Consider the following 24,602-nt stretch of genomic DNA (forward strand, 5'->3'; position numbering starts at 1 on the left):
CCGACCCGCCTCCGATCAGGGGAGCGTGGTCCCGGGCAGCGCCGCGAGCCGGTCGAGGACGCGCTGCGACCCGGTCCGCAGGGCGAGTGCCCGGGCCCGGGCGTGGGCGGCCCGCGCGGCGGCGCCGTCGCCGGCACGCAGGGCGGCGAGCACCTCGCCCAGTGCGAGATCGGTGCGCTCGCGGACCGGGCGCTGCGGCGGGCCGTCCTCGACGGTGAGCCACGCGGGGGCGGTGTGGACGTCGATCGTGGGCAGCGCCGTCGTGCCGGTCGGGCCGGCCTGCTCGGTGTCGGCGTCCTGTGCGGCGACGCCCGGCAGCTCGGCCGCCAGGCGCTCCCGCCGGTGCCGCGCCGTGTCCGCGGTGTCCATGTCCCCGGCCCGCAGGGCCGCGGACTCGGCCTCGACGTAGGCCGCCCACGCCCGGTCCGGGGCGGCGCGGTCGCGTTCCTGGTCCCCGAGCCGCAGTGCAGCCGCGGCGAGCAGCCCGCCGAGCGACCGCAGGAGGTGCGGGTCCCGCGCGTGCGCGACCGGTTCGCGCAGCTGGACGACCACGGCGGACACCGCGTCGTGGGCGGCGGCGGTGCCCAGCCGGTCGTCCAGTGCACTGGTCGCGGCCCACTGGGCGCGCAGCAGGTCCAGCTCCTCCTTCCCGACGGCGGCGGTCCGCTCCAGGGCCGCGCGCAGCCGCGTGGCCCCGTCGACGGGGTCCGGCCCGGGCTCGTCGGCGAGACCGAGACCGGCCGGGGTGGTCTCGTACAGCTCGGCGAGGAGCGCGCGGTGCGCGGCGTCCGGGACGGCGTGGCCGTTCTCCCAGCGCGACAGCTGCGTCTTCAGGCTCGCGGCCCGCGCGGTGCCGCCGCTCCCGGCGACGAGCGCGGCCAGCGCACGGGCCGCCTCGGACTGGGACCAGCCCCGCCGGTCGCGCGCGGCCCGCAGCGCCGGGCCGGCACCGGGCCGGTCGGACGGGGGCGGAGGAGCATGCACGCGGCCGATTCTGTCGGTGCTCCGTCGTAGGGTCAACACAGTTGACGCAACCCGCGTCATCGCCTGCCTCGACACCTCGGAGCGTGCCCCGTGGACCTCATCGACTATCTGGCGTGCGTGGGCCTGTCCGGCCTCAGCGGCGCGTTGGCCGGGCGGGCCGCGGTGCGGCGGATGCTGTGGCCCCGGCCGCCCCGCGGCTCGGTGATGCGCAGCTGGCGCGGTCCGGGACACGGCGGCCCGCCATCGGGTGGGCCGCGCCGGCGGAGACGGGCGGGCTGAGGTGGACGGGTCAGGCGAAGTCGCCGGCGGCGCGGCGCACCGAGCGCAGCAGCGCGGTCAGCTGCTCCTCCTCGGCCGGGTCCAGCCCGGTCAGACCGAAGTCGATGCCGGTCACCGCGGCGGTGGCCTTCTCCAGCCGGGCACGCCCCTCGGGGGTCAGCTCGACCAGGGTGGCGCGGCGGTCGGTGGGGTGCGGCATCCGGCGGACGAGGTCGTCGCCCTGCAGCCGGTCGACGATGTTGGTCACGCTCGTCGGGTGCAGCTGGAGCCGCTCGCCCATCACCCGCATCGGAAGGCTGCCGCGGCGCGCGAAGTCCAGCAGCACCAGCGCCTCGTAGCGGGCGAAGGTCAGCCCGTGCGGCCGCAGCGCCGTGTCGACGGCCGAGAGCAGGATCTGCTGCACGCGCATCACGCTGGTGACCGTCGCCATCGTGCGGGCGGGGCCGACCCGCTCCTCCCAGAGTTCGGCCGCACGCTGGATCGGGTCGAAGGGGAGCGACCCGCGGGATGCCATGGTCCGACGCTAGCAAGTGCCGTGACCGGGTCCGTTCCGCATGCCGGGCGTGGCACGGTGTCGGCATGCTCTTCGCCTTCAGCATCGCCCCGTCCGGTTCGGACTCCGGCGACGGCAGCGTCGGTGCCGCCGTCGCCGAGGCCGTCCGGGTGGTCCGCGAGTCCGGCCTGCCGAACGAGACCACCTCGATGTTCACCACCATCGAGTCCGAGACCTGGGACGAGGGGATGGCGGTGGTCAAACGTGCCGTCGAGGCCGTCACCGCCGTGTCACCCCGGGTGAGCCTGGTCCTGAAGGCCGACATCCGGCCCGGGTACCGGGGGCAGCTGCAGGCCAAGGTGGAGCGGGTCGAGGAGCACCTGCGCGGGAGCGGTGCGTGAGCGGCCCGGTCGCACCGGGAGCCGGGGAGTCCGCCCCGGCCCGGGTCGTGCTCGTCCACGGCGCCTGGCACCGCGGTGTGTCGTGGGTGCCGGTGGTCGAGGCCCTGGCGGCCCGGGGCGTGGAGGCGGTCGCGCCGGATCTCCCGTCCGACGTCGCGGGGGTCGGCCACACCGAGCTCGTCGACGCGGTCCTGGCCGTCGCCGGTGGCGGTCCGGACGGGTCGGGCCCCCGGGGCGAGGGTCCGCCGATCGTGCTGGTCGGCCACTCGCTCGGCGGTCTCGTGGCCACCGCGGCCGCCGGCCGGGTCGCCGACCGGGCGCGGGCACTGGTCCTCGTCGCGGCCCTCGTCCCCGAGCCGGGCCGTCCCTACCGGGACCGGATGCGTGCCGAGCGCGACCTGATGGTCGCCGGTTACGACGCCGAGGTCCGTCGTGGCCCGGGGGTCAGCACGTACTGGCCGGACGCGCGGACGGTCGCCGACGGGCTCTACCGGGGCGTCGCGGACGAGCTCGACGCGGCGCGCCGTGACGGGCGGGCCGTGGTCGCGGACGCGGCGGCGCAGCTGCGACCCCAGGACTGGTCGCTGCTCCTCGAGCCGTGCCCGGCGCCGTCGTGGCCCGCGGTGCCGACGGTGTCGGTGGTGTGCGCGGGGGACCGGGTCGTCAGTCCCGTCGCGGGACGGCGGGAGGCGGACCGGGTCGGGGCGCGGCTCGTCGAGTTCGCGGGCGGGCACTTCCCGATGCTCACCCGGCCGGAGGAGACGGCGGACCTGCTCGCCGGGCTCGCCGCGCCGGCCTGACGGGAGGTGCCACGGCCCGGGCGCCGGGACGCCGGCACCGGACTGCCGAGGAAGCGGCACCGGACTGCCGAGGACGGCGGCATCGGGCGCCGGGACGACGACGGCCGGTGGCGGGAGACCCGTCACCGGCCGTCGGGCGCCCGGACCGGGTCCGGAGGCCGTGTCGTCGTCGCGGCGTGCCGCGAGGAAGGCCGTGCTCAGCCCGCCATGATGGTCGAGAAGTAGTACACGCCGGCGAGGATGCCGACGAAGCTGACGGTCATGCCGATCTGGGCGAGCTTGGTCATGCCCGGCTTGCGGTAGGCGAGGAAGCCGGTGACCAGGCCCGCGGCACCCAGGATCCAGGCGGCGATCGGCACGAGGAACGCGGCGATCGCGATGATGCCCAGCGCCACCGACGCGTAGGCCAGGGTCGGCTTGTCGGTCGTCTGCATGTTGCTCATCGGGGTGGAGCCCTCCGTTGTGCGCCGGGGAGCCGGCGGTCGTTCTGTCGGGGAAGGGAACCGCGGGGTGGGGCAACCGGGGGAACGCCCCGCCGCGATCACGCAGAGTCAGCATCGAGTCCCTGCAGGGTGTTCAACGAGTGGCGAGGCCCGGTGTTGCTCCGCCGGTCCGGTGATCGTGGGGGGCGACCCCGCCGGTTCCGCCGGGTTCCGGGGGCTCCGTGCCGTCGTCGGCTCTGCGGGCACGGGTGGGTGTCGGTCGGTCACCGGGGACCTGTCCCGGTGCGAACTCGCTTACCGGGTGAGCGAGTTCACGCAGGTGGGTGCCGCCGGCTCTCTCCCGGGGCGTGGTGGTGCAGCTCCGGATGGTGCGAGGTCGGACGGTTCCCGGTGCCAACTCGCTTACCCGGTAAGCGAGTTGGCACCGGGGAGTGCCGTCGGCTCTCCCCGGGGTCCGGTGGTGCTCCTCCGGATCGCGCGGGGTCGGTGGGTTCCCGGCGCGGCCCGACTCGCGCGGCATCGGCGGTGCCGTGCGGGCGTCGGACCCCGGCGGACATCCCGGGACGGCGGGGCGGGGCGAGGAGACGTGGGACGCGTCGCGCGGGGGTGCGTCCGACCGGGCGGGGCGGGTCACGCCGGACACACGGACGTGCCAGGATGGATGGCGTGTCTCGCCCAGATCCTCGTCAGGCGGCCCAGCGTGCGGCGATCTCCTCGGCCATGGCCGGGGCGGTCGACCTCTCCGGGCTGAAGGCCCGTGCCGATGCGGCGAACCGGCCCGCCCCGTCCGGTGGTGCCGGGGGCGGTCCGCCCGCGCCCGGCGGGGGCGCGAGCTCCTGGGTCGTCGACGCGACCGAGCAGGGCTTCCAGAGCGAGGTCCTCGAGCCGTCCCTACAGGTGCCGGTCGTCGTCGAGCTGTGGGCCAGCCGCTACCCGCGCGAGGAGCAGCTGTCGGCCGAGCTGGAGCGCCTCGCCTCGACCGGTGGTGGCGCGTGGCGCCTGGCCCGGGTCGACATCGACACCCAGCCCCGGGTGTCCCAGGCCTTCGGCGTGCAGCAGGTGCCGATGCTGGTCGTGCTCGTCGGCGGTCAGCCGGTCGACGCGGTCAACGGCGCCATCCCCGAGGACCGTGCCGCCGAGTGGGTGAAGTCCCTGCTCGACGCGCTGCGTGACCGGATGCCCGCCATCGCAGAGGGCGAGCGCCGGGCGGCCGCGGCCGGTTCGGACGAGCCCGTCGAGGAGCCCGAGGACCCGCGCTTCACCGCCGCCGAGGACGCCCTGGAGCAGGGCGACTACGCCGCCGCCGAGGCCGCCTACACCGCGATCCTCGACAGCGAACCCGCCAACGAGCAGGCGAAGGCGGCGCTGGCGCAGGTCCGCTTCCTCGCCCGTGCCGAGCAGGCCGACCCGTCGTCGATCGCGCGGGCCGACGCCGCACCCGACGACGTCGACGCCCAGCTCGCCGCGGCCGACGCCGAGCTGGCCGCCGACCGGGTCGAGGCCGCCTTCACCCGGCTGGTCGATACCGTCGCCCGGACCGCGGGTGAGGACCGCGACCGGGCCCGCGGGCACCTCGTCGGGCTCTTCGAGCTCTTCCCGGCCGACGACCCGCGGGTCGCCACGGCCCGGCGCGCGCTCGCCCGCGCCCTGTTCTGAGCCGGACCCGCCCGATGGCCCACGGCCGCAGGCACCGGTGCCCGCGGTGACCGTCGCCGCTCCTGCCGGGACACCGACTCCGCGGTGGGCGTCCGCGGCGCGCGACCGCGTGCACCGTCTCGCGCGGCCGGTGGCGCCGGTCGTCGCCGTCGCCGCGCTGGTGACCGCGGCGCTGCTGTTCGTGCTGGGCGGCCCGCCGCTGCTGCGCTGGATCCCGGCGACCGACATCGCGCGGATGCACGTCGACTTCGACACCTTCCGGGCCTCGGCGTACGCGCTGCTCCAGCACGGTCCGGGCAGCGCCGCGATCTACGACACCGGCGCCCGGCTGCACAACCTCAACCCGCCGCTGCTGTCGGTGCTGCTTGCGCCGCTGGCCCTGCTCGACCCGGTCACCGGCTACCGGCTGCTGACGGCGCTGTCGGTGCTGCTCGTCGCCGGGTCGGTGCTGCTGGTCTGCCGGGAGCTGCGGCTCGGCCGTCGGTGGACGACCGGTGCGCTGGTGGTGGTGCTGGCGTCGTCACCGCTGCACGGCACGCTGCTGCTGGGCCAGATCTACCCGCTGCTGCTGGCCGGGCTGACCGCGGGCTGGATCGCCGAGCGGCGCGGGCACCCACTGCTGGCCGCCGTCTGTTACGGCGTGACGGTCGCCCTCAAGCCCTCGCTCGCGCCGGTGCTGCTGCTCCCCGCCGTGCAGGCCCGGCGGCGGCCGTTCCTGGCCGGGATCGCCGCCGCGACGGTCGCGACGCTGGTCGGCGTCGCCGTCGCCGGGTGGCCGACGGCGTTCCAGTGGCTGACGATGGCGCTGGCCGAGCCGGTCGGCCCCACCCCGGACAACGCGTCCCTGCCGGGCCAGGCGCTCCGCTGGGGGATCCCGACCGTCGTCGGCACCCTGGTGGGCGCGGCGATCGTGGTCGGCACGCTCGCCCACCTCGGGCGGCGCACCCGCCGGTACGGCCCCGACCCGGCCGCGGGCACCGACCCGGGTGGGACGGCGCTGTTCGCCGTGCTCGCCACCGGTCTGCTGGCGGCGCCGATCGCCTGGCACAACTACCTGCTGCTGCTCCTGCCCGGGCTGCTGGCGCTCGCCGCGTCCGGGCGGGCGGGGGGACACCCGCCGCCGGGTCGTCGTCGCGATCGGGTGTGTCGCCGTCGTCCCGGTGAGCTGGTCCGACCTGTGGGCCGACGGCGGCTGGGCGACCCCGCTCGGACGGGCGCTCTACACGGCGGTGCTCCTGGTGACCTGGTGGTCCCTGCTGCGCCCGGCCGTCGGGCCGGTGCCCGGCGGTCCCGTCCGCACTGCGGACGAGCCGTCCCGCGCACCGGCCTGACGGTCCGGGCCCCAGGGGATCAGTCGCCCGCGGTGGTCCCCGTGTCCGAGGCGCCCGTGCCGGAGCTCCCGTTGACGAACGAGCCGGTGCGCACCGCCCGGACACCGACGGTGCCGGGTGCGGGCGCGACCGAGGTGGAGACCGGACCGGCGTCCGGGGCGTCCTCGGCGTCGTCCGGCCCCGGGTCGACGAGGTCCGCCGGCGTGACCGAGACCTGCAGGTCGTCGTCCGGGGTCGCCGGTGCCTCGACGTCAGTGTCCTCCGGCTCGTCGGGCAGCGCGGCCGCCGGCAGCGGCGGCGGGACCGTCGCGGCCGGGGCGGCCTCCTGTGCCGGGACGGACAGCACCGGGCCGCCGGTCTCCTCCGGCACCAGCCACAGCACCCCCGACGGCGGCAGCCGCAGCACCGCCGACGCGGGCTGGCCGTGCCACATGACCTGCTCGGCCCGGACCCGGCCCAGGTTGCCCACCCCGGACCCGCCGTAGGCCGACGCGTCGGTGTTGACGACCTCGGTCCAGTTCCCGGCGAACGGCAGCCCCACCCGGTAGTCCTCACGCGGGGCACCGGAGAAGTTCGCGACGCAGGCCAGCACGGTGGCACGGCCCTCGGCGTCGACGCCGTGGCGCAGGAACGAGAACACGTTGCCCTGCGCGTCGTTGGCGTCGATCCAGGCGAAGCCGTCCGGGGTGGTGTCGCGCGACCACAGCGCGGACTGCGCGCGGTAGGTCCGGTTCAGGTCCGCGACGAGCGTGGTGATCCCGCCGTGCAGCGGGTCGTCGCTCTGCAGGTGCCAGTCCAGCGACCGCTGCTCGGACCACTCGCGCGGCTGCCCGAACTCACCGCCCATGAACAGCAGCTGCTTGCCCGGGTGCGCCCACATGTAGGCCAGCAGCGCACGGACCCCGGCGGCCTTGTTCCAGTCGTCGCCGGGCATCCGGGTCCACAGCGACCCCTTGCCGTGCACGACCTCGTCGTGGCTGATCGGCAGCACGTAGTTCTCGCTGAACGCGTACATCAGCGAGAACGTCATCTGGTTGTGGTGGTAGCTGCGGTGGATGGGGTCGCGCCCGGTGTAGTCGAGCGTGTCGTGCATCCAGCCCATGTTCCACTTGAGCCCGAACCCGAGACCGCCCATGTAGGTGGGCCGGGTGACGCCCGGCCAGGCGGTGGACTCCTCGGCGATCGTCACGACGCCCGGGTGCTCCCGGTAGACGGTCGCGTTCATCTCCTGCAGGAACGCGACCGCGTCGAGGTTCTCCCGGCCACCGTGGACGTTCGGCAGCCACTGGCCGTCGGCGCGGGAGTAGTCCAGGTAGAGCATCGAGGCGACCGCGTCGACCCGCAGACCGTCGATGTGGAAGGACTCCAGCCAGTACAGCGCGTTCGCGACGAGGAAGTTGCGCACCTCGTTGCGGCCGAAGTCGAACACGAGCGTGCCCCAGTCGGGCTGCTCGCCGCGGCGCGGGTCGGCGTGCTCGTAGCAGGCGGTGCCGTCGAACCGGGCCAGCGCCCACTCGTCGCGCGGGAAGTGCGCGGGAACCCAGTCGACGATCACGCCGTAGCCCGCCTGGTGCAGCCGGTCGACGAAGTACCGGAAGTCGTCGGGCGTGCCGAACCGCGAGGTCGGGGCGAAGTACGAGGTCACCTGGTAGCCCCAGGACCCGCCGAACGGGTGCTCGGCCACGGGCAGCAGCTCGACGTGGGTGAACCCGGTCGTGTCCAGGTAGGCGACCAACCGCTCGGCGATCTCGCGGTAGTCCAGGCCCGGCACCCACGAGCCGAGGTGCATCTCGTAGATGCTCATCGGCTCCTCGTGCGGGCGGACCTGCGCGCGGGCGGCCATCCACGCGTCGTCGCTCCACTCGTGGACGTCGCGGGTCACGACCGACGCCGTCTGCGGCGGGATCTCGGTGGCGAAGGCCATCGGGTCGGCCTTGTCACGCCACCGGCCGTCGGGACCCAGGATGCGGAACTTGTAGCGGTCACCGACACCGACGCCGGGCAGGAACAGCTCCCAGACCCCGGAGCTGCCCAGTGAGCGCATCGGCAGCGCCCAGCCGGCCCAGCCGTCGAAGTCACCGGTGACCCGCACACCGCGGGCGTTCGGGGCCCAGACGGCGAAGCTGGTCCCGGCGACCGGGCCGGACGGGGTCTCGTAGTCCCGGACGTGTGCGCCGAGGACGTCCCACAGTCGTTCGTGCCGTCCCTCGCCGATGAGGTGCAGGTCCATGTCGCCGAGCGTCGGCAGCCAGCGGTACGGGTCGTCGACCGTCTGCTCGGTCGTGCCGCCGGCGCCGTCGCCGTAGGTCACGAGCAGCCGGTAGTCGCCGCCGGAGCCGGGGACGAGGCCGGAGAACAGTCCGGCGTCGTGCACCCTCGTCAGCTCGCAGGCCTGCGCGCGGTCACCGTTCGGCAGCACCGCCACCGAGACGGCGTGCGGCCGCAGGACACGGACCACGGTGCCGTCGACGTGCGGATGCGCGCCGAGGACCGAGTGGGGGGCGTGGTGGGCACCGCCCAGGAGCCGGTCGGTCGTCGCCGGGTCCGGTGCGTACGCATCGGTCTCGGAGCGGGTCGCTCGGGTCTCCTCGGAGGTCACGGCGGAACCGTACTGCGAGTGACGGATGCTCGCCGCGTGCGGTCGCACAGTGTTGCCGGATCGCAGTCGAGCGTGAGCGGAGCCGGGTCAGTCCCGCCCGCGCCGTCGCCGGTGGCGCCGCAGTGCCCGTTCGAGGACCGCCTGCAGCGCGACGGCGGCGTCGTCCCAGGTCTGCTCGGCGGCGCGGGCGCGCACCGCGTCGGAGCGCTGCGTCCACGTCGTGTCCAGTCCGCGCACGGCGGCGGCGAACCCGGCGTCGTCACCCGGTGCGACGAACACCCCGGCGTCGCCCGCGACCTCGCGGAAGGCCGGGATGTCGGTGACCACGACCGGGCAGCCCCGCGCCATGGCCTCCAGCACCGGGAGCCCGAAACCCTCGTCGCGGGAGGCGGAGACCAGCGCGGTGGCGCCGTCGAGCAGGGCGCGGTAGGCGTCGTCGTCGACGCCGTCGTGGAACACCGGCCGGGCCGGTGCGGCGAGCCGCTCCAGCTCCGCGCGCACCCCCGGCGGGACGGGGGAGACCAGGTGGAGCTCGTGGTCGGGCAGCCGGGCCGCGGCCCTGGCCAGGGTCGCGACGTCCTTGTAGGGCATGAACGACCCGGCGTAGACGATCCGGTTCCCCGACGGGCGCGACCGCGCCGGCGTGCCGGGCGGCAGGTGGAAGTCGGTGGCGTCCGGGACGACGGCGACCTCCCGGCGCGACAGCCGGTGCTCAGCGACCAGGGCCGCGGTCGCGGCGGACACGCACGCGACGGCGTCGGCGCCGGCCAGCAGCAGCCGCTGCGGCCACCACGACAGGTGGTAGGCCCGCCACACTGCCCGCACCGGCGCGGGCAGCCACGGCGGCGGCGCCGGGTGCCGGTAGTAGATGAGGTCGTGCACGGTCAGCACGACCGCGTAGCGGCGGCCCAGCGTGCCCATCGTCTGCATCGGACTGAAGACGACCGCATCGGGTGACCCTGCGGTGCCGTCGGTGCCGCCGGCGCCGGACGTCCCGGCGATGATCCGGTTCATCCTCCGGGCGACCAGCGGCTCCCCGGCCCCGGTGGGCGGCGGCAGGGTGTGCGCGGGCCGGTCGGGCAGCCCGTCGCGCTGGCGCGGGTCGGACACCAGCAGCTCCACCGGGGTGATCCGGTCCAGCGCGCGGACCAGCCCGGTGGTGTAGCGGCCGATGCCGTCCGGGCGTCCGGGACGGATGTAGCGGCAGTCGACGAGCACCCTCACCGGTGCAGGAAACCCCGTATCTCCCGGGCCGCCCACGCCGGGGCCTCGTAGTGCACGAGGTGGCCGGTGCGGGGCAGTAGGACCAGCCGGGCGTCGGCGAAGGCGGCGGCGAGCGCGTGCTGCCCGGCCGGTGGGGCGACCCGGTCGCGGGCCCCGGCCAGCAGCAGCGTCGGCACCGTGATGCGGGGCGCCCACGGCCGCACCGAGCCGGAACCGGCGGCGCGGAAGCACTCGAGCAGCGACGCCGTCGTGGCGAAGGTGCCGAAGTGGGCACGGTGCTCGTCGGAGATCCAGTGCCGCAGCAGCGGGTCGCGGGTGGTGGTCATCGAGACGGTCGCGGCGTCGGCGAGCAGCCGGTGGCGGAGCACTCCGTCGAGGCCGAGCCGGGCGGCGCCGGAGTGGAGCAGCGCGGTGGCCGCCGTCCCGAGCCCGGTGATGCCGCCGGCCCCCGAGGCGGGCTCGGCGATCGGGTTGACCAGCACCAGTGCCCGGGGGGTGGTCGCGGCCGCGGCGCAGACGGCCGCGGCGACGATCGACCCGAACGAGTGCCCCAGCAGGACCGTGTCCGGGCCGAGGTCGGCGAGCAGCGCCGAGGCCCATCGGGCGTAGCCGTCGACGTCGTGGGCGCGGTCGGTGAACGGCGGCGACGCCCCGAACCCGGGCAGGTCCGGCACGACGACCCGGTGTCCGGTCAGCCGCGACGCCAGCGGCGCGAGCCCGTGGTGGCTGCCGCGCAGCCCGTGCAGCGCCAGCACCGGCGCCCCGTCCGGGTCGCCGAAGGTGTGCACGACGGTGCGGGCACCGTCGACCGGGCGCTCGAGGGCGGGCGTGAGCGTTGCGGTCACCGCCGGGTGTCCGCGGGCCGGCGGGCACGGCGCCCCGAGCGGAACGCACGTACCGGGACGACCGGGCGGGCCTTCGTCCGGTACAGCTCCTCGAAGGTGTCCACCGTCGCCGCCAGCGAGTGCTCGGACGCGATCCGCAGGCTCGCCGCCCCCAGCGCAGCGGCGCCGTCGGGGTCGCCGAGCACCCGGGCCAGCCGGTCGGCGAGCGCGGCGACGTCGCCGTGCGGGTAGCGCCAGCCGTTCTCGCCGGGGCGGGCCAGGTGCGGCAGCGCACCCGCGTCGACGGCGACGACCGGCTTCCCGGTCGCCATCGCCTCCAGCGTGACCAGGCTCTGCAGCTCGGCGGTGCCGGCGTTGCAGAACACGTCCAGTGCCGGGTAGACGTCGGGGATCTCGTCGTCGGTGAGCCGGCCGGTGAAGGTGACCGCGTGCTCCAGGTGCTGGGCGCGGACCAGCGCGCCCAGCCGGGCCCGCTCCTCGCCGTCGCCGACGACGACCAGCTGCGCGTCGGGCACCGCACCGGCGCGCAGCAGCGCGGTGGCACGGACCAGCTCGTCGACGTGCTTCTCCCGGTCCAGCCGCCCGACGAAGCCGACCAGCGGCGCGCCCCCGGGAATGCCGTGCCGGGCCCGGAACGCGGGCCCGCGACCGGTGGTGTCGGGCCGGAAGCGGCCCAGGTCCAGACCGTTGGACACCGGCAGCACCGGGCCGGGGACACCGCCCTGCTCGGCCATCGACGCGGCCAGCGGGGTCGGCGCGGTGACCAGCCCGGCCCGGCTGAGCACGCGCACCGCGTCCCACCAGAACAGCTTCTTGAGCCCGGACTCCGGCAGGTGCAGGAAGCTGATCGCCGGGATGATGTTCTCCGGGATCATGTGCGTGGTCGCCATCGACGGGACGCCGAGGTCGGCGGCCGCGGTGAGCAGCATCCGGCCCAGCACCATGTGGCTCTGCACGTGCACGACGTCGGGCCGGACCCGGCGCAGGATCGCGCGGCAGGTCTGGCGCAGCCCGGGCGGCGGGCAGAGCCGGAAGCCCGGCGGCTTGGGGACCCGGCAGGAGCGGACCCGGTGTTCGACCACCGGCCCGACCCGGCACGGTGGCCTGCTGCGCAGGCCGCGCGAGGGCGCGACCACGTGCACCTCGTGCCCGCGGGCGGCGAGCTCGGCCGCCAGCCGCTGGCCGGCGTAGCTGGCCCCGTTGACGTCCGGTGCCCAGGTGTCGGCCCCGATCAGGACGCGCACGCGTTCTCCTTCCGCGAGGTCGTGGCACGCACCCACAGCGCGCGCCCGGCCACGAGCACCAGGCCCACGCCCAGTCCCACCGCCACGATGATCCACGGCCGGTCGGCCAGCTCCGCGGCGAACCGGCCCCCGACCACCCAGCCGATCCCGACCAGCAGCGCCGAACGCACCGCCGTCAGCGGGACCACCCAGGCCACGAACCGCCGGTACGACACCCCGGCCAGGCCGATGGCCAGGAACGCGGGGATCGCGCCGACGTCCACCAGTTTCGCGCCCAGCACCACCCTGCCCGGATGGCCCCCCACCTTTGCGCGCAGCACCTCCCGGCGATCCGCGGTCAGACCCAGCCGGACCAGCAGCGGAGCGATGCCCGGGCGGCGCCCGCCGCGGCCGAGGACGTAGAAGACGGTGTCGGCGACGACGTCGGCGGCGAAGGCCACCAGCCACACCACCCACCAGTCGAGCAGCCCGGCCCCCGCGAGCGAGCCCGCGACGACGCTGACCACCGGGCCCTCCACCAGCACACCGAGGAAGAGCACGGCGAGCGTCACGCCGAGCGTGGGCCCGTCGGGCCGCTGGACCAGGCCCAGGACGCCGTCCAGACCGTCCACACCGAGCAGACCGGCCGGGGTCACGACAGGTCCCCGGGCCGTGTGGTGGGTGGTCGTCTCACGGTGGATGTCCTCCTGGTCGGGGAGGATTCCACGATCCCGTGCCGGGCCGCCCGGGGAGTCGGACGTCGCCCCGGCGTCGTGGCGCGAAAGCTCCGGTGACCACCGGGTGTCGCCGGCGGCCCGGAGCTGCTACGCGGTGGTGTCCCGCTCGATCGCGGCGAGCGGGATGGGCAGCCAGGTCGGACGGCTGCGGGTCTCGTAGAGCACCTGGTAGACGGCCTTGTCCAGCTCGTAGGCCCGCAGCAGCGCGGCGTGCGCGCGCGGGTCCTCACCGGCGCGGGCGGCGTAGCCCGCGCAGAACGCGTCGCGGTTCGCGGCCGACCAGTCGTGAGCCAGGCGCGCCTCGGCGGTGTCCGAACCGAGACCTGCCTCGGGCGTGTCGGACCGGGTCAGCAGGTGGTGGAAGGCGGCGTAGTCGAAGGAGAACAGCATCCCGACGACGTCGCGCACCGCGGAGTCCGGCGCGCGCCGCTCCTGCGGGGAGGCGGCGGGCTCGCCCTCGAAGTCGATGATCAGCCAGCGGCCGTCCGGGCGGCGCAGGGTCTGGCCGAGGTGCAGGTCGCCGTGCACCCGCTGCACGACGACGGGCGAGCCCAGCGCGGCCACCTCGTCGTAGACGGCGCGGATGGCGGGCACGCGCGGGGCGAGCACGGGCACCTGGTCGGCGATCTCGGTGCACCGCCGGGTCCAGTACGCCGCGAGCTCCCGCGGGTCGGCCTCGGTGGTCCCGAGCTCGGCACGCAGCGCGACGTGCACGTCGGCGAGTGCCTCGCCGAGCGCGCGGGCCTCGCCGGTGAAGTCGACCCGGTCGCGCACGGCCGCGGTGGCCCGCTCCCACCCGTCGTGGGAGCCGGCGGCGAACTCCTGCAGCAGCGCGAAGGTGGCGGGCGCACCGTCGAGGACGCCCTCGATCCCGCCCTGCAGCGCCGCGACCGAGGTCGACCCGGCCGCGCGCAGCGCCCGGTGCAGCTCCAGGTCGGGGTTCAGGCCCGGCGACAGGCGCCGGTAGACCTTGAGGATGGAGCGATCGCCCCAGCGGACCGAGGTGTTGGACTGCTCGGCGTCGACGACACGGCCGGTCTCGGACAGCGGCAGGACGGCGCCCGGCTCGGGGACGAACGACAGGTCGCCGACGGTCGCGCCCTCGGCGACCAGCCGCAGCAGCAGCGCGGTGACGGCCGGGTCGTGCAGGCCGTCGTAGAGGACCTGCCCGTCGTGGTCGCCGATCGGTGCGGCCCCGACCGGGGCGTGCGGGGCGCGGGCCAGCAGCAGCTGGTAGTGCCGGTCCGGGCCGTCGGCGAAGGACACGGCGAGGACCAGCACCTCGAGCCGGGTGACGCCCTCCGCGGCGGGCAGCGGGTGCCGTGCCGCGACGGCGACGCCGGTCAGCGGGCGCCCCTTCTCGGCGAACCAGCGACGCCCGGGCAGCCAGTCGCGCAACAGGCCCGGGAGCGTCGCCAGGTCCTCGGATGCTCCGCTCGGCCGCACGCGTCGTCCCCCTCCTGCCGGGCCGTCCGCCCGGCGTGTAACACCCACCGCGGACGTCTCGGGGGACCGCCCGCACCACGTCGGAGCACCGGGCGGAGCCCCCCGGGCCCGCAGGTGAAAACCCTAACCGGGACAGGCCGACCCGGCCGGGTCAGGACGTCGGGTGGGCGGTACTGTCCGTGTCGGATCGACCACCCGTTGGTCACGGGCGGTGATCGCGCTTCCGTCCGGCATCCCCGTGCCCGGAAACCCATACTGGACGTGGTGCCCGCGGGTACCCCGCGACGGTGCGCACGCGCCCGCGTGCGGATCTCCGGCGCAGGGCGCACCGTGGGCCTGACGTGCCCAGTACCTGCCCTGACCTGCCCCCAGAGCGACCGGAGGACCGGCGGCGTGACCGAGCGAGAGTCGAAGGCCGACATCCCCCCGACGATCCCGGAGACCCAGGCCCGGATCACCCCGGCCGATCCGCTCGCCGCCGTCGAACCGGTGCCCGCCGAGGCCGAGCACGTCCCGGAGCCACCGGACGTGAACTTCGTCGAGTACTACCACGAAGCACGCCCGCGCACGCTGCGTCACCGCGCCCGGGTGCGGTCCACGGTGCGGCGCCGCTCGGTGGCCCAGGACGGGCCGGCGTCGGGGGAGAACCCGGTCTACGTGTCGTGGCTGCTGTCCCAGTCGATGCTCGGCCACGCCGACGAGCTGGCCCGCCAGTTCTCCGGGCAGGGCTCGATGTGGCAGAACCCCTACGCCAGCCCCGGGCCGCGACACGCGGTCGAGACGGCGTCGGTGTGGTTCACCGCCTACCCGATCTCGCTGATCACCGCCTCGGGCGAGTCGTTCCTGGCCGCCCTCGGCGACGAGGAGCTGTGGCAGGCGTTCGAGACGATCGGCATCGAGGGCGTCCACACCGGGCCGGTGAAGAAGGCGGGCGGGCTCTCGGGCTGGCAGCCCACCCCGAGCGTCGACGGCCACTTCGACCGCATCTCCAACGAGCTCGACCCGGCCTTCGGCACCGAGGAGGAGTTCCGCGCGATGTGCGCGACCGCCACCTGGCACGGCGGCACGATCATCGACGACATCGTCCCTGGCCACACCGGCAAGGGCCCGGACTTCCGGCTCGCCGAGCTCGCCTACGGCGACTACCCGGGCATCTACCACATGGTCGAGATCGAACAGTCCGACTGGGGGATGCTGCCCGACGTGCCGCCGGGGAAGGACTCGGCCAACCTCGACGCCGCGACCGAGGAGGCGCTGGAGAAGGCCGGCTACATCGTCGGCCGGCTGCAGCGGGTCATCTTCTACCGCGAGGGCGTGAAGGAGACCAACTGGTCGGCGACCGGCGAGGTCACCGGTGTCGACGGCGTCGTGCGGCGCTGGGTGTACCTGCACTACTTCAAGGACGGCCAGCCGTCGGTCAACTGGCTGGACCCGACCTTCGCGGGCATGCGGATGGTCATCGGCGACGCCCTGCACTCGCTGGCCGACCTCGGGTCGGGTGCGCTGCGCCTGGACGCGAACGGCTTCCTCGGCGTGGAGAAGGCGGGCTCCGGGAACCCCGGCTGGTCCGAGGGGCACCCGCTGTCCGAGGCCGCGAACCACCTCATCGCGAGCATGGTCCGCAAGGTCGGCGGGTTCACCTTCCAGGAGCTGAACCTGACCGTCGACGACATCAAGGTCACCTCCGAGGCGGGCGCGGACCTGTCCTACGACTTCATCAACCGCCCCGCCTACCACCACGCGCTCGCGACCTCGGACACCGAGTTCCTGCGGCTGACCCTGCGCACCGCGCTGGACCTGGGTGTCGACCCGGCGTCGCTGGTGCACGCGCTGCAGAACCACGACGAGCTGACCTACGAGCTCGTGCACTGGACCGCGGGGCACACCGAGGAGCTGTTCCACTTCCGCGGTGAGGAGATGCGCGGCGGGGACCTGGCCGACACGATCCGCCGCGACCTGTGCGACGTGCTCACCGGGCCGGACGCGCCCTACAACCTGATCTTCACGACGAACGGGATCGCCTGCACCACCGCGACCGTCATCGCCGCGTCGCTCGGCATCTCCGCGCTCGACGACATCGGGCCCGACGACGTCGAGCGCATCCGGCGGGTGCACCTGCTGCTGGTCATGTTCAACGCCTTCCAGCCCGGGGTCTTCGCGCTGTCGGGCTGGGACCTGCTCGGCATGCTGACGCTGCCGCCGGAGTCGGTCTCGGACCTGTTGAACTCCGGGGACACCCGGTGGATCTCGCGTCCCGCGCACGACCTGATGGGACGCCGGCCGGGTGCCGAGCGATCCTCGTCGGGCATGCCCCGCGGCCGCAGCCTCTACGGGTCGCTGCCCGACCAGCTGGCCGACGAGACGAGCTTCGTCCGCCAGATGCAGGCCATCCTGGCCGTGCGCAAGCGCTCCGGGGTGGCGACGGCCCGCCAGGTCGACGTGCCGGACGTGTCGCACCGCGGCCTGCTGGTGATGGTGCACCTGCTCGACGACGACCGGACCAGCGTGACCGTCCTGAACTTCGCCGACGAGCAGTTGGACGCGTTCGTCCGGTCCGAGCACCTGGCCCCGGGCGCGACGGTCACCGACCTGTTCTCCGGCGAGGACCTGGGGGTCGTCGACGACCTGAACGGGTTCCGGATCGGGATGTCGCCGTTCCGGGCGACCGCCGTCGTCCTGGAGCCCCCGGCCGAGGACACCGGACCCGCCTGACCGCCCGCGGCTACCGCGCGAACGGGCCCCTCGTACGACCGTCCGTACGAGGGGCCCGTTCGTGCGACGGGGCCCGGCTCAGAGCAGCGGGGCCTGCGCCGGCAGCGCGATCACGTGCGCGACGTGGTCGGTCGGGACCAGCCGCACGAAGTTGTACTCGCCCCAGCGGTAGGTCTCGCCCGACACCTCGTCGTGCACCTCGACGACGTCGGTGTAGCGCAGCCCCAGCGCCGGCATGTCCAGCTTCAGGGTGCCCTGCTGCGGCGCGTGCGAGTCCAGCGTGCACACCACCAGCACCTGGTCACCGGTGGACGGGTCCAGCTTGGAGAACGCGATGATGTTCGTGTTGTCCACCTCGTGGAAGTGGATCTCGCGCAGCTGCTGGAGCGCCGGGTGGGCGCGGCGGATCTCGTTGAGCCGGGTCAGGTACGGCTCCAGCGAGCGTCCCTGGTTCAGGGCGGACTCGAAGTCCCGCGGACGCAGCTCGTACTTCTCCGAGTCCAGGTACTCCTCGCTGCCCGGCTTGACCGGGGTGCCCTCGTACAGCTCGAAGCCGGAGTAGACGCCCCAGGTGGGTGCCATCGTCGCGGCCAGGGTCGCCCGGATCGCGAACATCGCCGGGCCACCGGTCTGCAGCGACTCGTGGAGGATGTCCGGGGTGTTGGTGAACAGGTTGGGACGGCACTCGTCGGCGTGCTCGGCGTGCATCGTCGCGAAGTCGGCGAGCTCCTCGGCCTCGGTCCGCCACGTGAAGTACGTGTAGGACTGGGTGAAGCCCAGCCGCGCCAGCCCGAACAGCCGGGCCGGGCGGGTGAACGCCTCGGCCAGGAACAGCACCTCCGGGTGGGTCCGCTTGACCTCCCAGATCAGCCAGTGCCAGAAGTTCGGCGGCTTGGTGTGCGGGTTGTCGACCCGGAAGATCGTCACCCCGTGCTCGACCCACTTCAGCACCACGCGCAGGCACTCGGCGTAGATGCCGGCCGGGTCGCGGTCGAAGTTGAGCGGATAGATGTCCTGGTAGCGCTTCGGCGGGTTCTCCGCGTAGGCGATCGTCCCGTCCGGGCGCACGGTGAACCACTCCGGGTGCTCGGTGACCCAGGGGTGGTCGGGCGCGCACTGCAGCGCCAGGTCGAGCGCGACCTCCATGCCGAGCTCGTTCGCCCGCGCGACGAAGGCATCGAAGTCGTCGAAGTCGCCCAGCTCCGGGTCGATCGCGTCGTGCCCGCCCGCGGCCGAGCCGATCGCCCACGGGGAGCCGACGTCGCCCGGCTCGGCGTGGGTGGAGTTGTTGCGGCCCTTGCGGTGCACCGTGCCGACCGGGTGGATCGGCGGCAGGTAGACGACGTCGAAGCCCATCCGCGCGATGCGGTCGAGCTCCTTCGACGACGTCGCGAACGTGCCGTGCACCGGGCGGCCGGTCTCGTCGCGGCCGCCGGTGGAGCGGGGGAAGAACTCGTACCAGGACCCGTACAGCGCACGGGGCCGGTCGACGAAGATCGTCCGCTCCGGGCCGCGGGTGATGAGCTCCCTGACGGGGCGCTCGACCATGATCGCGACGACGGCGTCGAACAGGGCCGGGGCGACCCGCGCGCGCAGCGGCAACGCGGTGTCCCGCAGCGTGTTCGCGGCGCCGAGCAGCAGGTCGCGGTTGTCGGACTCCGCCGGGCGACGCCCGACCCTGGCGAGCAGCCGCGCGCCGATCTCGAGGTCGTTGGCCAGCTCCTCGGCCGTCTGGCCCGCGGCGATCTTCTTCTCCACCGCCGAGCGCCAGGTCGCCCACGGGTCGCTCCACGCGTCGACGCGGAAGGTCCAGCGACCCTCGGCGTCGGGGCGGACCCAGGCCACGAAGCGGTCGGTGCCCACCCCGTCGGGCTGCATCCGCACGTACTGCGCGTCCCCCGGCGTCCCGTCGGCCGACAGCGGGGTGAACACGACGTTCGCCGCGACGGCGTCGTGTCCCTCCCGCCACACGGTCGCCCGGATCGGGACGACCTCACCGACCACGGCCTTCGCCGGGTCTCCGCTCTGCACGAACGGGGTCACGTCGTCGATTCCGAGCCGACCGGTCATCGGCTGCACCCCCAGGAAATTGTCACCGTCGGTAGAAGTCCCCACCAGAGTCGAGACGGCCAGTCTGACGCCGCCACGTCACCTGTCGCCACACCCGCGGGACCATCGGCGTGAACGGATCGGAACGGATGTGGACGGAACCGATTCGACGTGCACGGACCCACCGATCCCGCGGCAGTGCGACCCTACCGGTGAGACCCCGTCCCGGCCGGGCGGGACGCCGCGTGCGTGTCGGTGTTCCCGGCTACCCTCGCGGCCGTGAGAGCCCTCCGCCGTTTCACCGTCCGTGCCCAGCTCCCCGCTCCGCTCGCGCCGCTGCAGACACTGGCGACGAACCTGCGGTGGACCTGGCACGCGCCGACCCGGGACCTGTTCGCCTCCCTCGACCCCGACGCGTGGGACGCCTGCGGCCACGACCCGGTCCGCCTGCTCGGTGAGATCCCCACCGCGCGCCTGGCCGAGCTCGCCGCGGACGAGGCGGTCGCCGCCCAGGTCGCCGAGCGGGCCGCGGAGCTGGAGACCTACCTGTCCGAGCCGCGCTGGTACGCCGAGGCCGGCGGCGCGGACAGGCCGTCGGCCGTCGCGTACTTCTCGATGGAGTTCGGCGTCTCGGAGGTGCTGCCGAACTACTCCGGCGGGCTCGGCGTGCTCGCCGGTGACCATCTCAAGGCCGCCTCCGACCTGGGCGTTCCGCTCGTCGCGGTGGGGCTGCTGTACCGGTCGGGGTACTTCCGCCAGTCCCTGTCACTCGACGGCTGGCAGCTCGAGCACTATCCGGCGATCGACCCGCAGGGGCTGCCGCTGCAGCTGCTCATCGACCCCTCCGGCGCGCCGGAGCTCGTCGAGGTCGCGATGCCGGGGGACCGCACGCTGCACGCGCGGATCTGGCAGGCCGCGGTCGGGCGGGTCCCGCTGCTGCTGCTCGACACCGACATCGCCGAGAACGCCGCGGAGAACTCCGACGCCGGTGGCGGGGCGGATCTGCGCGGGGTGACCGACCGGCTCTACGGCGGCGACCAGAACCACCGCATCCAGCAGGAGATCCTGATCGGCGTCGGCGGGGTCCGTGCGGTCCGCGCGTTCTGCCGGCTCACCGGGCACCCGACGCCGGAGGTGTTCCACACCAACGAGGGGCACGCCGGGTTCCTCGGCTGCGAGCGGATCCGCGAGCTGTGCACCGGCTCGGCCGTGACGTCGAACGGCGCGGGCCCCGCGACGGCGTCGGCGTCGTCCGGCGGGCTGGACTTCGACGAGGCGCTCGCCGCCGTCCGTGCGGGCACGGTGTTCACCACCCACACCCCGGTACCGGCGGGCATCGACCGGTTCGGCCTGGACCTCGTGCGGCACTACCTCACCGACCGGCTGCTGCCGGGCCTGCCGACCGACCGGCTCCTCGCGCTGGGCGCCGAGGAGGATCCCGAGACGTTCAACATGGCGCACATGGGCCTGCGCCTGGCCCAGCGCGCGAACGGCGTCTCGCGGCTGCACGGGAGCGTCTCCCGGGAGATGTTCGGCGGGCTGTGGGCCGGGTTCGACCGCGACGAGGTGCCGATCGGCTCGGTCACCAACGGCGTGCACGGCCCCACCTGGGAGGCCCACCAGGTCACCGAGATGCTCGGCGAGCCCGGCAGCAGCACCGCCGAGGTGTCCGACGCCGAGGTCTGGGGGCTGCGCAACACGCTGCGGTCCCGGCTGGTCGACGAGGTCCGCCGCCGGGTCCGCGCCGCCTGGCTGGAGCGGGGCGCCTCCGAGCCGGAGCTGGGCTGGACCGACCACGTCTTCGACCGCGACGTGCTCACCGTCGGCTTCGCCCGCCGGGTCCCCACCTACAAGCGGCTCACCCTGATGCTGCGCGACGCCGACCGGCTCCGCAGCCTGCTGCTCGACCCGCAGCAGCCGGTGCAGCTCGTCGTCGCGGGGAAGTCGCACCCCGCCGACGACGGCGGCAAGGCGCTCATCCAGCAGATCGTGCGCTTCGCCGACGACGCGGGCGTGCGTCACCGCATCGTGTTCCTGCCCGACTACGACATGTCGATGGCGCGCTACTTCTACTGGGGCTGCGACGTCTGGCTGAACAACCCGCTCCGCCCGCTGGAGGCCTGCGGCACCTCGGGCATGAAGTCCGCGCTCAACGGCGGGCTGAACCTGTCCATCCGCGACGGCTGGTGGGACGAGTTCTACGACGGCGCCAACGGCTGGGCCATCCCCACCGCGGACGGCGTCGAGGACCCGACCCGGCGCGACGACCTCGAGGCCAACGCCCTCTACGAGCTCATCGCCACCCAGGTCGGCCCGGCGTTCTACGACCGCGTCGACGGCGTCCCGCACCGCTGGGTCGAGATGGTCCGCCACACCCTCACCACCCTGCGGCCGAAGGTGCAGGCCACCCGGATGGTGCGGGAGTACGTGCAGGACTGGTACACCCCGGCCGCCCGCGCCGCCGCCGACGCGGCCGCGTCGGACTACGCCGTCGCCCGCGACATCGCGCAGTTCCGGGCCCGGCTGAACAAGGCGTGGAACCACGTCCGGATCACCGGCGTCGACGCGTCCGGGCTGCCGGACACCCCGGTCGTCGGGTCGCCGATGACGGTCCGGGCGGGGGTGGACCTGGCCGGGCTGGACCCGTCGGACGTGACGGTGGAGGCCGTCGTCGGGCGGGTCGACTCCTCCGACGAGCTGGCGGACCCGGTGACCGTCGCGATGCAGCACCGCGGCAACGGGTCCTGGGAGGTCGCCGTGCCGCTGCCGCACGCGGGGCTCACCGGGTACACGGTGCGGGTGCTGCCGCACCACCCGCACCTGGCGTCGTCGGTCGAGCTGGGGCGGATCGTCCTGGCGGGCTGAGTCCGGCGGGTCCGCCCCCGGTGGCGGACCCGCTCGGCCGGCGGAGGTCGTCCGGTCGCGTCGAGGGCTGTCGTGCTCAGGGACCACCGACGTCGAGTGGGGGATGAGCGCCCGCCACCTCGCCGTGCCGCGGGACGTACACCTCAGCCGCCGCAGCACCCGCCGCCGCAGCAGCCCCCGCCGCCACCGGCCGGCGCCATCGCGGGCCGGGGTGCGGCACCGGACCGGCCGCCGAGCGCGATCGTCGACAGCAACTTCACGGTGTCCGCGTGCCCGTGCGGGCAGTCCGCCGGGTCCGACGACGCGGCCATCGGCCGTTCGACCTCGAACGTCGTGCTGCACTCGCGGCAGCGGAACTCGTAGCGCGGCATGCGCGGAGCCTACGCCGCGGGCCGCGCCGCTCCCAGCCCTCGCGGCGAGGGTGCCGTGGTCAGCGGCTCCGCAGCAGGCGCACCGAGCGGGGCGGCAGGACGATCGTCGCGCCCGCCTCGACCGGTGCGGTGTCGGCGGGGGTGCCGTCGGGCGCGGTGGAGTCCAGGACCGGGTCGAAGCCGTGCTCGGCGGGCAGCACGCAGTCGACGGGTTCCTCCCCGGCGTGCAGGGCCAGCAGCCAGTAGTCGGCGAGCAGCACGACCAGGGTGCGGCGGCCGCCGTCGTGCCAGTCGTGCGGCTCCATCGGACGCCCGGACGGGTCCCACCACAGGACCTCGCCGTCGACGTAGAACTGGTCGCGGTGCAGCACCGGCGACTCCCGGCGCAGCGCGGCGACGCGTCCGGTGAACGCCTCCATCGCGGTGGTCTCGTCGGTGGTGGTCCAGTCGACCCACGAGGTCTCGTCGTCGCGGCAGTAGGCGTTGTTGTTGCCGCCCTGTGTCCGCCAGCGCTCGTCGCCGCCGGTGATCATCGGCGTGCCGATCGACAGCAGCAGCGTCGCCATCATCGCCCGGGCCGTGGACCGCCGGGCGGCGCGGATGCCGGCGTCGTCGGTCGGGCCCTCGACGCCGTGGTTCTGCGAGCGGTTGTCGTCGGTGCCGTCGCGGTTGTCCTCGCCGTTGCCCTCGTTGTGCTTGCGCTCGTAGGAGACGAGGTCGCGCAGGGTGAAGCCGTCGTGCGCGGTCACGAAGTTCACCGAGGCCCACGGACGGCGTCCGGACAGCTGGTAGATGTCGGAGCTGCCGGTCAGCCGCGACGCCAGCTCGGCGACGCCGCCGTGGCCGCGCCAGAAGTCGCGCACCGCGTCGCGGTAGCGGCCGTTCCACTCCGACCAGGCGACGCCGAACCCGCCGACCCGGTAGCCCTCGCCGGTGGCGTCCCACGGCTCGGCGATCAGCTTGGTCGTCGACAGCGTCGGGTCCTGCGCGATCGCGGTGAGCAGCGCCGAGTCCGGGGAGAACGGCCCGGACCGCGGCCGGCCGAGCACCGAGGCGAGGTCGATCCGGAATCCGTCGACGCCGTAGGCGTGCACCCAGTGCCGCATGGCGTCGCAGACGAGCCGGATCACCGTGGGGGAGCCGGCGTCGAGGGTGTTGCCGGTGCCGGTGATGTCGGCGTCGTGCCCGGACCCGCCGAGCGAGTAGTAGGCCGGCGCGTCGAGGCCGCGGTAGGACAGCGTGGTGCCGCCGACCCCGCCCTCGCAGGTGTGGTTGGGGACGATGTCGAGGATGACCTCGATCCCGGCCGCGTGCAGGGTGTCGACGAGGTAGCGGAACTCCGCGACCTCGTTGCCGGGGTCGCTGGCGTAGCCCGCGTGCGGGGCGAGGAACCCGAGCGTCGCGTAGCCCCAGTAGTTCGACGCGCCCCGCTCCAGCAGCGGCGGCTCCGGCGCGTTCGCCTGCACCGGCAGCAGCTCGACGGCCGTCACCCCGGTCCGCTGCAGCTGCGCGATCACCGCGGGGTGCGCCAGGCCGAGGTAGGTGCCGCGGTGCGCCTCGGGCACCTCCGGGTGCAGCCGGGTCCAGCCGCGCACGTGGATCTCCGAGATCACCGTCTCCGACCACGGCACGTCCGGCCGGGACGGGCGCGGCGCGAGATCGGTCGAGGTGACGACCGACAGCGGCACCGAGCCGAGCGAGTCGACGGTGCTGGGCCGCCCCGACATCGGGTCGCCGTCCCACCCGCGGGCGGCGACGAGGTCGGTGACGGTGCCGGTGATCCGCGCCGCATAGGGGTCGACGAGGATCTTGTGCGGGTTCGCACGCAGACCGCGGAACGGCCGGTACTCACCGTGCACCCGGTAGCCGTAGCGCTGGCCGGGGCGCACCCCGGGGACGTGGCCGTGCCACACGCCGAAGGTGTGCTCGCGCAGCTCCACCCGGCGCTCGGTGAGCTCCCCGCCGTCGCTGTCGGAGCCGTCGACCAGGCAGACCTCGACGGTCTCGGCGCTGGTGGTGGCGACCGCGAAGCGGGTCCCGTGGTCGTCGGGGTGGGCACCGAGGGGGAAGACAGGCACGATCGGCCAGGATAGGGGGGTGACTTCGCCCCGAACCCCCGCCGCGCCCGGTGTCACAGAGATCGA

17 protein-coding genes and 1 pseudogene are annotated in these 24,602 nt (G+C 74.6%); 6 read left to right on the top strand and 12 right to left on the bottom strand.

The annotated features are described in order from the left end of the window. Positions 1-15: 15 nt before the first annotated feature. Positions 16-984, bottom strand: a complete 969-nt coding sequence (locus FVA95_RS06300; RefSeq protein WP_149663358.1) for a helix-turn-helix transcriptional regulator — start codon at positions 982-984, stop codon at positions 16-18. Between the two features lie 289 nt (positions 985-1,273). Continuing rightward, a complete protein-coding gene (locus FVA95_RS06305) occupies positions 1,274-1,777 on the bottom strand; it encodes a MarR family winged helix-turn-helix transcriptional regulator (protein WP_020623305.1) in 504 nt (167 codons plus the stop codon). A 65-nt stretch (positions 1,778-1,842) separates the two neighbouring features. Here FVA95_RS06305 and FVA95_RS30750 point away from each other — a divergent pair, with 65 nt between their 5' ends. Then, positions 1,843-2,157: a thiamine-binding protein gene (locus FVA95_RS30750; RefSeq protein ID WP_161992209.1), complete on the top strand. Its 315-nt coding sequence runs from the start codon at positions 1,843-1,845 to the stop codon at positions 2,155-2,157. Next, positions 2,154-2,957: an alpha/beta fold hydrolase gene (locus tag FVA95_RS06310; RefSeq protein ID WP_161992210.1), complete on the top strand. Its 804-nt coding sequence runs from the start codon at positions 2,154-2,156 to the stop codon at positions 2,955-2,957. Before FVA95_RS30750 ends, FVA95_RS06310 begins: the two co-directional genes overlap by 4 nt. Positions 2,958-3,154: 197 nt before the next feature. Here FVA95_RS06310 and FVA95_RS06315 read toward each other — a convergent pair whose 3' ends face one another. Next, positions 3,155-3,400: a hypothetical protein gene (locus FVA95_RS06315; RefSeq protein ID WP_020623302.1), complete on the bottom strand. Its 246-nt coding sequence runs from the start codon at positions 3,398-3,400 to the stop codon at positions 3,155-3,157. A 666-nt stretch (positions 3,401-4,066) separates the two neighbouring features. Here FVA95_RS06315 and FVA95_RS06320 point away from each other — a divergent pair. Together FVA95_RS06320 and FVA95_RS32685 are read left to right on the top strand one after the other, a co-directional pair. Continuing rightward, positions 4,067-5,056: a tetratricopeptide repeat protein gene (locus FVA95_RS06320; RefSeq protein ID WP_240051310.1), complete on the top strand. Its 990-nt coding sequence runs from the start codon at positions 4,067-4,069 to the stop codon at positions 5,054-5,056. Between the two features lie 235 nt (positions 5,057-5,291). Further along, positions 5,292-6,023 (top strand): annotated as a pseudogene (locus FVA95_RS32685) (glycosyltransferase family 87 protein); the annotation flags it as partial. A gap of 383 nt (positions 6,024-6,406) precedes the next feature. Here FVA95_RS32685 and glgB read toward each other — a convergent pair. The 6 genes from glgB to FVA95_RS06355 form a co-directional block, all read right to left on the bottom strand. Then, positions 6,407-8,908, bottom strand: a complete 2,502-nt coding sequence (glgB, locus tag FVA95_RS06330) for a 1,4-alpha-glucan branching protein GlgB (protein WP_368667301.1) — start codon at positions 8,906-8,908, stop codon at positions 6,407-6,409. A gap of 165 nt (positions 8,909-9,073) precedes the next feature. Continuing rightward, a complete protein-coding gene (locus tag FVA95_RS06335; protein ID WP_149663362.1) occupies positions 9,074-10,210 on the bottom strand; it encodes a glycosyltransferase family 1 protein in 1,137 nt (378 codons plus the stop codon). After that, on the bottom strand, positions 10,207-11,055 hold the full coding sequence (locus FVA95_RS06340; protein ID WP_161992211.1) for an alpha/beta fold hydrolase: 849 nt from the start codon (positions 11,053-11,055) through the stop codon (positions 10,207-10,209). The genes FVA95_RS06335 and FVA95_RS06340 overlap by 4 nt, the downstream gene beginning before the upstream one ends. Then, the gene (locus tag FVA95_RS06345) at positions 11,052-12,299 is read right to left on the bottom strand and encodes a glycosyltransferase (RefSeq protein ID WP_161992212.1); all 1,248 of its coding nucleotides are present in this window, start codon (positions 12,297-12,299) and stop codon (positions 11,052-11,054) included. Before FVA95_RS06345 ends, FVA95_RS06340 begins: the two co-directional genes overlap by 4 nt. Further along, on the bottom strand, positions 12,287-12,934 hold the full coding sequence (locus FVA95_RS06350; RefSeq protein ID WP_149663364.1) for a DedA family protein: 648 nt from the start codon (positions 12,932-12,934) through the stop codon (positions 12,287-12,289). The genes FVA95_RS06345 and FVA95_RS06350 overlap by 13 nt, the downstream gene beginning before the upstream one ends. A 168-nt stretch (positions 12,935-13,102) precedes the next feature. Further along, entirely contained in the window at positions 13,103-14,461 is a 1,359-nt protein-coding gene (locus FVA95_RS06355) for an aminoglycoside phosphotransferase (RefSeq protein ID WP_240051311.1), read from the bottom strand. Positions 14,462-14,854: 393 nt separating this feature from the next. Between FVA95_RS06355 and treS the strand changes: the two genes are divergently transcribed. Beyond that, entirely contained in the window at positions 14,855-17,173 is a 2,319-nt protein-coding gene (treS, locus tag FVA95_RS06360) for a maltose alpha-D-glucosyltransferase (RefSeq protein ID WP_240051312.1), read from the top strand. Between the two features lie 78 nt (positions 17,174-17,251). Here the strand turns inward: treS and FVA95_RS06365 are convergent, their stop codons facing one another. Further along, positions 17,252-19,243 carry an alpha-1,4-glucan--maltose-1-phosphate maltosyltransferase gene (locus FVA95_RS06365; RefSeq protein WP_149663365.1) on the bottom strand — a complete coding sequence of 664 codons (1,992 nt, stop codon included), beginning with the start codon at positions 19,241-19,243 and terminating at the stop codon, positions 17,252-17,254. Positions 19,244-19,501: 258 nt separating this feature from the next. On the opposite strand from FVA95_RS06365, the gene glgP reads away from it, so the two are divergent. Next, positions 19,502-22,087, top strand: coding sequence for an alpha-glucan family phosphorylase (glgP, locus tag FVA95_RS06370; protein WP_149663366.1), 2,586 nt, complete (start codon positions 19,502-19,504; stop codon positions 22,085-22,087). Between the two features lie 143 nt (positions 22,088-22,230). Here the strand turns inward: glgP and FVA95_RS06375 are convergent, their stop codons facing one another. Both FVA95_RS06375 and glgX read right to left on the bottom strand, forming a co-directional pair. After that, positions 22,231-22,458 (bottom strand): zinc ribbon domain-containing protein, encoded by a 228-nt coding sequence (locus tag FVA95_RS06375; RefSeq protein WP_149663367.1) that lies wholly within the window; start codon positions 22,456-22,458, stop codon positions 22,231-22,233. Positions 22,459-22,517: 59 nt separating this feature from the next. Then, complete coding sequence (gene glgX / locus FVA95_RS06380) at positions 22,518-24,536, bottom strand: glycogen debranching protein GlgX (RefSeq protein WP_149663368.1); 2,019 nt, start codon at positions 24,534-24,536, stop codon at positions 22,518-22,520. Positions 24,537-24,602 lie beyond the last annotated feature (66 nt).

The organism is Pseudonocardia sp. EV170527-09, from assembly GCF_008369905.1.
Lineage (GTDB): Bacteria > Actinomycetota > Actinomycetes > Mycobacteriales > Pseudonocardiaceae > Pseudonocardia.